The organism is Cecembia sp. (assembly GCF_007126775.1).
Lineage (GTDB): Bacteria > Bacteroidota > Bacteroidia > Cytophagales > Cyclobacteriaceae > Cecembia.
In genome coordinates, this window is the sequence record NZ_SLAP01000180.1 from 1 (window position 1) to 9,823 (window position 9,823).

Below are 9,823 nucleotides of genomic sequence, written 5' to 3' on the forward strand. Positions count from 1 at the left end.
CCTGCTGCAAGCATCGTTGCCATTTGAATTTTAAATCTTTTCATATTTCAGTAATTACTTTTGAAATTCGTTGTTGTAACCAAATGTTCTACAGAATGTTTAGATCAGAAGCTTAAATTTACACCTACTGTGTATTGTCTGGTTACAGGGTAGTTTCCTACATCTATACCGAAGCCCAAATCCACATTACCACCTACCATTGGATCCAATCCATCATATCCCGTAATGGTCAAAAGGTTGTTTCCTGAAACGAACACCCTTAACCTCTCCAACTTCCATCTTTGCAACAAGCTATTCGGCATGGTATAACCAAAGGTTAGGTTTTGAAGTCTCAAGTAAGAGCCATCTACGACATAATAGCTGTTTCCAACACCTGATGTACTGAAATTAGCTGTCTTATCTGCAACAGGTACTGTCGCAGTTGGGTTTTCAGGAGTCCAAGAATCCAACAAACGTCTGGAAACTGCCGCTCCTTCAAAGGTTGGGAAGAAGTCAGTGAACCATCTCCACTGTGCCCAAATTTTGTTGCCTGCTGTTCCAAAGAAGTAAGCAGACATATCAAAGTTTTTGTAGCCAATGGTAAAGTTCATGCCTCCAGAGAAAGTAGGGACAGGAGAGCCCAAGAAAACCCTGTCATCAGGATCAATTACGCCATCTCCGTTTACATCTCTGTACTTGAACCTACCTGGAGCAGCTCCATCTTGTGCAGCATGATTGGCTACATCTTCAGCAGACTGGAACAAACCGTCTACTTGGTATCCAAAGAATGAAGAAATTGGTTGACCTAATTGATTTCTAATAGGCTCTATACCTCTAAAATTAGGATTTGCATTACCAGATGTAATGAAGTCCAAACCTGGTGCTAAGAAGACAATCTCGTTTTTCAAGAAACCACCATTGACCTGCAATTCGTAAGTCCAATCAGAAGAAAGGTTACCTCTGGTAGCCACCATGACATCAATACCTCTGTTCAACATCTCTCCGATATTTACTGCAGGCGCAGCAGCATTAAATCCAGCTACAGAAGGAATTGGAACTGAGAATAACAAGTCTCTTGTATCTTTCTGCCACAAATCCACAATCACATCCAATCTACCACCAAAAGCAGTTCCGTCAAAACCGATGTTCTGGGTAACGGCAGTTTCCCAGCGTGCATTTGGGTTACCTATCCTGGTTCTTCTGAAACCAATCAAGGCTGAACTATTGGTTCCGGCAATATCATAGGAAGAAGCACCTAAGTTTCCTCCGAATAGTGAGAATTGATTATTAGGATCCACGTTATTGGAATTACCCATTTGACCCCAACCACCTCGGATTTTCAAATCATCCAACCAAGTGGCAGAAGACATGAACTCTTCTGAAGACAATCTCCAAGCGACAGAGAAAGCCGGGAATGTACCCCATCTTGTGTTGGGTCCAAATCGGGAAGAACCATCACGACGAACCACAGCACTGAACAAATACTTATCATTATATGTATAGTTTACCCTGGAGAAAAAGGAGAGGAAATTCACTCCCAAGAACTGACCAGAGTTAGCTATCCTAGATGCAAAGGGCAAGTTAGAAATGGTGACAAAGTTGGGATCCTCTGAAAAGGGATTCTGACCAGTAGTACTCATGTTCCTTCCAGCTCCTGTGTTCAATGCTTCTTGACCAATAAGTACATCGAACTGATGTCTGTCGAAGGTCTTTTTCCACTGGGCTGTGTTGGTAAATACCCATTGCATGGAGTACCCAGAAAATTCATTGTAACCAAAAGCGGAATTGTTTTCTGAGTTTTCATACTGTAGTCTTGAAAAACCAAAACCGTAAAAATTATTGTATTGACCACCTATGGATGATCTGAAAACCAAATCCTTTACGGGCTCAAATTCCACATACACGTTACCGAAGGCGTTGGCATTAAAGTTACGGTTGTTTAATTGTCCTTCTCTATTGGCAACAGGGTTTCTAGGGTTGTTGAAGCCCCTTGCAGCTGTTCCTGCATAACCGCCAAATTCGTCAAAAACCGGAATCATGGAAGGCATACGGAAAGCCTGCAAGATGTCATTTTCATCCTGAGCAACGCGCTGACCACCTCCTGCACCTGTCTGACCTAATACCTGACGGTAAGTCGCCTGGAAATTTTGTCCCACACGGATTTTACTTCCTATATCATGCTCAGAGTTTGCTCTTAAGGTAATTCGCCTGAAATCATTGCCAATTAGAATACCTGCCTGATCCTGAATACCCAAACCGAAGAAATATCTGCTTGTTTCACTGCCTCCTGAAAAACCAAGGGAATGTCTTTGAATAGGAGCTCTTCTGGTCACTGCACCATACCAATCTGTACCCTCACCTGTAGCCGCTCTCACCAATTGGTGAACAGGACCTCTTCTAGGGTCTATATTGTACAATGCCCTTTGTTCTTCCAGTTGGGCAGGCGTTAATGGACCGGCAACACCGGCTTCACCACCTACGTTAATATAGTATGGCAACACAGGACGTGGACCATTTCCTAACTGCGGATGTCCGAAATTTGGAGCGCGGCCATCAATTCTAGCTTGATTGGCTTCAGCTAACCAAGTGATGTCTGCATATTCCTGAGGATTGGCCATATCCAAACCTACTCCAGGGTCTGTAAAACCCATCATACCATTGTAATCAAATCTCAACTTTTGAGCACCTTTTCTACCTTTTTTGGTAGTGTAAACGATGACTCCGTTAGCAGCCCTTGCACCATAAATGGAAGCAGCTGCTGCATCTTTCAATACAGTAGTGGATTCAATATCATCTGGGTTGAGGAAATCTGTATTTCCTACAGGAACTCCATCGACAATATACAAAGGCTCATTTCCTCCAAAAGCACCAAAACCACGAACCCTGATCTGAGATTGGGTACCTGGCTGACCATTGGTTACCACAGTCACACCGGCAATCCTACCTTGTAAGGTCTGCTCGATATTACCTGTTGGGATAATTTGCAAATCTCTAGGATCTACTGTAGAAATAGCACCTGTGGTTTCTCTTCGGCTATCGATAGTATAACCCGTAACGATTAACTCTGTCAACATCCTCTCATCAGGTTGCATTGAGAAATCAATTACAGAACGGTTACCTACGACTTGTTCAACAGTCTGATAACCAATAAAAGAGTACACCAATACGGCTTCATTACTGGGAACATTGAGGGTGTATTTTCCATCAATATCCGTAGCTGTACCCGTTGTTGTACCTTTCACCAAAACGGTGACACCAGGAAGGCCATCCCCGAATTCATCCAGGATAGTTCCTGTTACCGTTCGCTGTGCCATCACCGTGGCACTCGAAAGAACTAAGAGTAATAACATTACACTTAGACTTTTGTAAAGTTTTTCCATAAACATAGATTGATTGGGTAATAATTATTAATTGATAAGGTTTGAAAGCAATTAATTATCTGATAATCATGCAATCGTTTGCAGGCATTTGCAAAATAAAGGCAATAGCTTGCACAGTATTTTACCGCTTGTCCTATTGCTGACTATACCTTAGCAGCTGCGCTGCTATGCTACGACTCCAATAAATACTGAAGTGTCGAAATATGTTTGCTAAAACGATTTTGCTAACCTGTTTTGAAAGGGGAAATTTCGGTCATAGGCAGAGATTTTAGGTTTATCATAATTGAATATGTTTGCATTTTAAAGAATAACTCTGTAAAACACAATCTAATTTCGCGATTTTCTTCACTCTTAATTTAAAATTGTGTTTTTAACATGAATTAACATCTAATTTAAGAGAATAAAGATTAATACAAAAACTTTTCTCTAAAATTCATTTCATAATTATTTATAAAATGCAACACAAATTACAGCTCATTTTTAAAAATGCTATAAATTAAAATAGACGCATAAATTCACGCTCTTCTCTGTAGGGTGCAAATTGAATGTCGTAAAGGGCCCTCTCTTTCAAATATGCAGACTGTTCTATTGCTTTTTGCAAGTATTCATACAATGCCTGCCTATCTCTATTGCTTGCTGCAATCATGGCCAGCCCATAAAAACCATATCCAAACTCCCTATTTACCTGTACACTCTCCTCAAATGCAACAGCTGCTTGACCATGCTCTTCTGCCAAAAAATAAGCCAAACCTTTATTGAATAAGTTGACCTCGTTTTCGGGCGATCTATTCAAACGGATGACAGCAAGCTTATAGTCTCCATTGATAATATCCAATGCCCCCCGTATACCCTCATTATACCTTAGAAAATGGTTGTTTTCATCTCGCTCAAGGCCCGAAGCCTCGGAAATGGCCACATAGGCGTCAAAATAGTCTTTCCGAAGAATAAGAGCCCTGCCCAAATTATGCATGGCAATTGCGCTAGGCTTATCCCTATTGGATTGGCGGAACATTTCAATGGCTTTATTGATCAATTCATTCCTTTGCCACAATCCTAATTCCCGCTGTGCCTGATTCAGGTATACTACCCCCAAGTTATTAAAAGAAAGTGCTGATGGGGCCAACGCTATCAGTTTGGCATAAATAGCTTCCCTTTCCTGTAATCGTTTGGCCTGCTGCCCGGCATAAACCAGGTGCTCAATGCTGAAATCATTTATCGGTTGGTTTTCCTTCAATAACTTGTAAACATTTGCTGAAATTTCAGGATCACTCAACTTGGTATTTTCCAACACCACCGTAACTTTTGCGCTTCTCATCTTTGGGAAGATATCCCTGGCCACTTGATTGAAGGATTTGAGTTTTTTCATTTGACGCAACTTATCTTCAAATCCCAAATCAGTTTGGAGAATTTGATAAAACTGCTCTTTTTCATCTGCCGATAACTCCTCATAATCACTTAACAAAAGCCTGAAATCAAACCAATCATTCTTTCTAAAGGCAATGCTTGTGGGGACAGTACTTGATCCGATTTGCGCATAGACACCCGTTTTTAACTGTTCTGCTCTTTTTCTGGGAAGATCAATTTGAGAAATTTCAGCACTTTCAGGAGAATGCAATCCTACAATCTTAATCTCATTTACCTGCATGCCACTTTCTCCCCTCTGAAGGAGATTAAGCAAAGGCTCTGGAAGGCCATCAAAATTGGTAGAACCCAAATAAAAAGGAATCATAAATTCTCTTAATTCCTGAGTAGCCATTCCAGAAAAATCCACTTCCATATATCTCCCTATTTCCTGAATCGGTTCATCTGGAGTTATTTGACCGATTCTTGCCAATAAGGGAGCAGTATTCAAACCAATGGCAAGTCTTTTTTCCGGAATAATGTAAGACCTGCCTTTTTTAGTTAATTGCGCTTTTAGAACAAGCTTTCCTTTTTCCATTCCTGGCAAATAAGGAAAAACTATACTTCGGTTTATCCTGGTCTCAGAATGTGGGACGGCATACTCCCCATCAAAAGGAGTAAACATACCCAGCTTAAGGGCAGCATCACCATATTGGTATTCTGGATAAAAATCAATGCGGACATCGGTTGAGAGGTACCTTATAGGGAGTGCTCCCTGAATATTCAGCCTGACGGAATCCCTATGCAGAGATAAATATTCAGGTTTTGCAAAAACTGCATCCAATAAATTTTCATACTGATTTATCTTTGGGCTACAATAAAAAGATAAAGTAATTAGGGGAATTACCCATAAAAAGAAAGTTAATTTTCTAAACATTTTGGCATGTAAATGGCTTTGTAATTTATTGAAAATTATTTGTTACCTTTAAGCAACAATAAGATTACCAACTATTATGAACAAAATCAAATTGTTTTTTGAGGAGAGGGCCTTTGGAGTCTGTTCGAAGCTTGGAGAGAAGTTTAACTTCCCAATTGACAGTATCAGGTTGTTTTTCATCTACAGCTCCTTTATTACCATGGGTTCTCCGGTTATTCTGTATGTAAGTATGGCAATGATGATGAAAGTTAGGAAATATTTAAGGAAGATGAACAATCCTGTGCTTTTCGATTAAAAATCTGCATATTTTTTTCTCCCCCTAATGTAATACTCCCATAAAAGCAGTTGTATTTTCCCGTTACGCTTACACTCCTTTCTATCAGAAAAATCTAAATTTCTACCCTTTCGGAAATCCTTATGGGCTTTAAATACCATTTTGGCATGTTCCTGACCTCCTCTGATCAAAAAGACTATGGCAGCCAAAAGGTCAAAAAATATCCTGGCAAAATAAATCCTAAACCAAGTAGCTTTTGTAAGATTCCTTTTTAAAGTCGATAGGTTATTTCGAAAATTCAAATAGGTTTTTCTTGGATTGGATCTGGCCAATGTAGCGCCACCTACGTGATAAACTTTCACCTTCCCATAATATTTAAACTGGTATCCTTGGCATCTTGCCCTCCAACACCAGTCAATTTCCTCCATATGGGCAAAAAAACTGGATTCGAAGCCTCCGCTTTCATGGAACAAATCAGCCCTTACTGCCATACAGGCACCCGAAACCCAATCCACCAGCAGCTCATCATCATATTGCCCCTTGTCTTTTTCAATAGTATCAAAAACCCTTCCTCTACAATAGGGATACCCAAAACCATCAATAAACCCCCCTCCTGCTCCGGCATGCTCAAAATACTCCTTCCGCTCAAAGGATAAAATTTTTGGCTGCACTCCGGCAAGACGCTTATCCACTTCCAAATAAGAGATAAGTTGCTGGTCCCATCCTGCTGTCACTTCCACATCAGAATTTAACAGTATATAATAAGTGTATTTTCCTTGGATACTGGACAATGCCTCATTATATCCTCCGGCAAAACCATAATTCTGGTTTAAAGAAATGAGTCTAACCTGAGGGAAATTTTCTTCCAGAAGGTCAATGGAATTATCAGAGCTGGCATTATCTGCCACATAAACCGGAAAATCAGAATACTCAATTACAGAGGGAAGAAATTTATTAAGTGTCTCTTCCCCATTGTAATTCAATATGACGATTGCAGCTTTTGCCATCAAAACATATTACCGAAATCCATGCCAGGAATATTGGGCATCATGCCCGCAGTAGCTGACTTCATTTCCTCCTTTATTTTAATATCAATAGACTCCATCGCAATATTGGTTGCAGCAACTACCAAATCTCCCAACATCTCTTTATCGGCAACATTGACCAAGGAATCATCCATTTGAATAGATTCTACTTTTCTGTTTCCATTGACAATCACTTTTACCATGCCAGCCCCTGATTCCCCTTCTGCCCTAAGGTGTACCAAATTGCCCTGCGTCTCTTTGATTTTGGCCTGCGCTTCTTTCACCTTATTCATTAAACTCATGATATCAAACATATGCTTTCTTTTTTGCTTGCAAATATAATGCATTTAAAACAGGCTACACCCTTCAGATGCTGCCAATTTCAAAGGGTCTTCCCATTAAAAGTGATTAAAAACCGTTAATAGAAACCATAAAAAAATTAAATGCTTTGTTTGAAACCTTTTACCAATTAATACGAACAAGAATATACCATAACTGTATGCTCTCTAACCAAACTTATCATGAAAACAATAGAAAATATCGAAAAGGAAAATATTAGAAATCTTCAATTTTGTAAAAAAGAGGTTTTGTTAGACCCTGCAGAAAGAAGTAAAAGAAGCTTTGACCTCAATCGGGCCCAATCATTGGGTAACCTTTTAAAGAACAAAGTTTCTATCACCTTCGAGACAGCAGATGAAAAAGTATATAAAGTCCATACCACCATATGGGCGGTAGGTTCAGATTTCATATGCCTTAAATCCGATATTTGCATTCCTATCAACTGCATACTTGAAATTGGGTGATTAAACATAAGCCACCCTTCAATCCTCAATATGATTTGAGGATTTTTTTATTTCCATTTTTTTACCAGCTCCTCCAAACTTAAAGTTTCCTGTTGTCCTGAAGATAATTCTTTAACACTTACATTTCCAGCTTCAATCTCATTATCACCTAGGATAATAACAAAAGGAATCTGCTTTTTATCGGCGTAGGTAAGCTGTTTTTTGATCTTGGTCTGATCGGGATACAGTTCCGCAGCAATCCCAGCCGACCTCAGTTCATTCAAGACCTTCAGTCCATAGCCAAATCCTTTTGTATCGAAATAGGTCAGGAGAACCTTTGTATTTTCTGGGTTTTCCTCAGGGAAAAGGCCCAACTCCTCCAATACGTCATAAAGCCTGTCTACTCCAAATGAAAAACCGACCCCCGAAACACCCTCCAACCCAAAGACCCCAGTAAGGTTATCATACCTTCCCCCGCCACTCACAGAGCCTATGGATACATGGTTGACCTTTGCTTCAAAAATTGCTCCCGTATAATAAGATAATCCCCGGGCCAAAACCACATCAAAATCCACATGCTCCTGATCTTCCCCATAAGTCTGAAGCATACTGAATAATTCTTCTAATTCGGCAATGCCATTGAGCCCTGTTTCAGAAGCAGCTAAATATTTTTTAAGGAAATCAAGTCTTCCTTCGTTGCCGGTCATCAAATTGACAATGGGGCTTAACTTCTCAATGGCATATGGGGAGAAATTCCGCTGCGCCAATTCTTCCTGAACCTTCTCCCAACCGATTTTATCCAATTTATCTATAGCCACGCACAATTCCCCTTCCCTTCCGGCTTCACCTATCACTTCGGACAGGCCTGTCAATATTTTTCGGTTGTTGATTTTGATATGGTAATCCTTGATGCCCAACTTGGAAAAGACCCGCTTGATCATCAAAATAATTTCCAATTCGCAAAGCAGGCTATCTGTACCTACCACATCTGCATCGCACTGGTAAAACTCCCTATACCTCCCTCTCTGCGGACGGTCTGCCCTCCATACAGGCTGAACCTGAAAACGCTTGAACGGGAAACTGATCTCATTTCTGTTCATCACAACATACCTGGCAAAAGGAACCGTCAAGTCATAACGCAACCCCTTTTCTGATACTTTAGGTAAGATGGATTGGGCTCCAGCGTCCAAATCCCCTTTACTGACATTTTTCAAAAAATCACCACTATTGAGAATTTTAAACAACAATTGGTCACCTTCATCCCCATATTTACCGGTCAAAGTACTTAAATTTTCCATCGCTGGGGTCTCCAACTGCTGGAAACCAAAAAGTTTGAAGGTATCCTTGATGGTATCGAGTATAAAGTTCCTTCTGGCCATTTGCAAGGGGCCAAAATCCCTTGTTCCTTTGGGCAAGCTGGGTTTCTGAACAGACATATTGTATTTTAATTTTGGCCAAAGGTAAGTAAATTCAAAATTTTATTGTAATTTTGCGCTTCATTTGAGATCACATAAACAGATAATACGATGGCTGTTACTACTTTAAAAAGAAAATTGAGAAGAAAGAGACAAGGTCAAAATACAAGGGTAATCAAGATCAAACAATTGAGTGCTAAGCCAGTAATCAAGAATGTGGATGTTGAGGAACTTAAGAAAAGCTTTGATAAATAAATTTGTCCTTTCTTTGTGAAAGAAATAAAAGGGCTACCGTTAAGGCTGCCCTTTTATTTTCCCCTTTTCCCCAATTCCACCACCCTGAGATTTTGAATTTTGCCTTGTGCAATTTCAAAAAGCAGAAGTGTACGCATAATGTGAAACCCTTGCTGGCCTATGGCTCCTGGATTCATATATAAACAATTAATAGCTTGATCAAATTCCACTTTACAGATGTGGGAATGACCGCAGACAAATAGTCCTGCCTGACTGTCCTTTATTTTTTTCTTAACTCCATTGGCGTATCGAGGAGGTTTACCTCCAATATGCAACATCAAAATTTTCAGGCTCTCTACTTCGAAAAAAATCTCCTCAGGAAACATTGACCTTGCTTGGGCATCATCAATATTACCTGTTACTATACGGAGGGTTTTATCACTGGGCAAGCTTTCG

8 protein-coding genes are annotated in these 9,823 nt (G+C 40.1%); 2 read left to right on the forward strand and 6 right to left on the reverse strand.

Annotation, left to right across the window (positions count from 1 at the left end; translation table 11 throughout):
• Positions 1-104 precede the first annotated feature (104 nt).
• Entirely contained in the window at positions 105-3,365 is a 3,261-nt protein-coding gene (locus QZT73_RS12000) for a TonB-dependent receptor (protein ID WP_291788367.1), read from the reverse strand.
• A gap of 490 nt (positions 3,366-3,855) precedes the next feature.
• The gene (locus QZT73_RS12005) at positions 3,856-5,637 is read right to left on the reverse strand and encodes a tetratricopeptide repeat protein (RefSeq protein ID WP_291788369.1); all 1,782 of its coding nucleotides are present in this window, start codon (positions 5,635-5,637) and stop codon (positions 3,856-3,858) included.
• A 76-nt stretch (positions 5,638-5,713) separates the two neighbouring features.
• Between QZT73_RS12005 and QZT73_RS12010 the strand changes: the two genes are divergently transcribed.
• Positions 5,714-5,932 carry a PspC domain-containing protein gene (locus tag QZT73_RS12010; RefSeq protein WP_291784021.1) on the forward strand — a complete coding sequence of 73 codons (219 nt, stop codon included), beginning with the start codon at positions 5,714-5,716 and terminating at the stop codon, positions 5,930-5,932.
• Here QZT73_RS12010 and QZT73_RS12015 read toward each other — a convergent pair.
• Positions 5,929-6,918, reverse strand: coding sequence for a glycosyltransferase family 2 protein (locus QZT73_RS12015; RefSeq protein ID WP_291784018.1), 990 nt, complete (start codon positions 6,916-6,918; stop codon positions 5,929-5,931). The genes QZT73_RS12010 and QZT73_RS12015 overlap by 4 nt on opposite strands.
• On the reverse strand, positions 6,918-7,250 hold the full coding sequence (locus QZT73_RS12020; protein WP_291784016.1) for a YbaB/EbfC family nucleoid-associated protein: 333 nt from the start codon (positions 7,248-7,250) through the stop codon (positions 6,918-6,920). The genes QZT73_RS12015 and QZT73_RS12020 overlap by 1 nt, the downstream gene beginning before the upstream one ends.
• A 207-nt stretch (positions 7,251-7,457) precedes the next feature.
• Here QZT73_RS12020 and QZT73_RS12025 point away from each other — a divergent pair, with 207 nt between their 5' ends.
• Entirely contained in the window at positions 7,458-7,739 is a 282-nt protein-coding gene (locus QZT73_RS12025; RefSeq protein WP_291784014.1) for a hypothetical protein, read from the forward strand.
• Between the two features lie 47 nt (positions 7,740-7,786).
• Here the strand turns inward: QZT73_RS12025 and hisS are convergent, their stop codons facing one another.
• Both hisS and QZT73_RS12035 read right to left on the reverse strand, forming a co-directional pair.
• Positions 7,787-9,154 carry a histidine--tRNA ligase gene (hisS, locus tag QZT73_RS12030; RefSeq protein WP_291788371.1) on the reverse strand — a complete coding sequence of 456 codons (1,368 nt, stop codon included), beginning with the start codon at positions 9,152-9,154 and terminating at the stop codon, positions 7,787-7,789.
• A gap of 287 nt (positions 9,155-9,441) precedes the next feature.
• On the reverse strand, positions 9,442-9,823 hold a 382-nt coding region (locus QZT73_RS12035; RefSeq protein WP_291788373.1), incomplete at its 5' end, for a metallophosphoesterase family protein.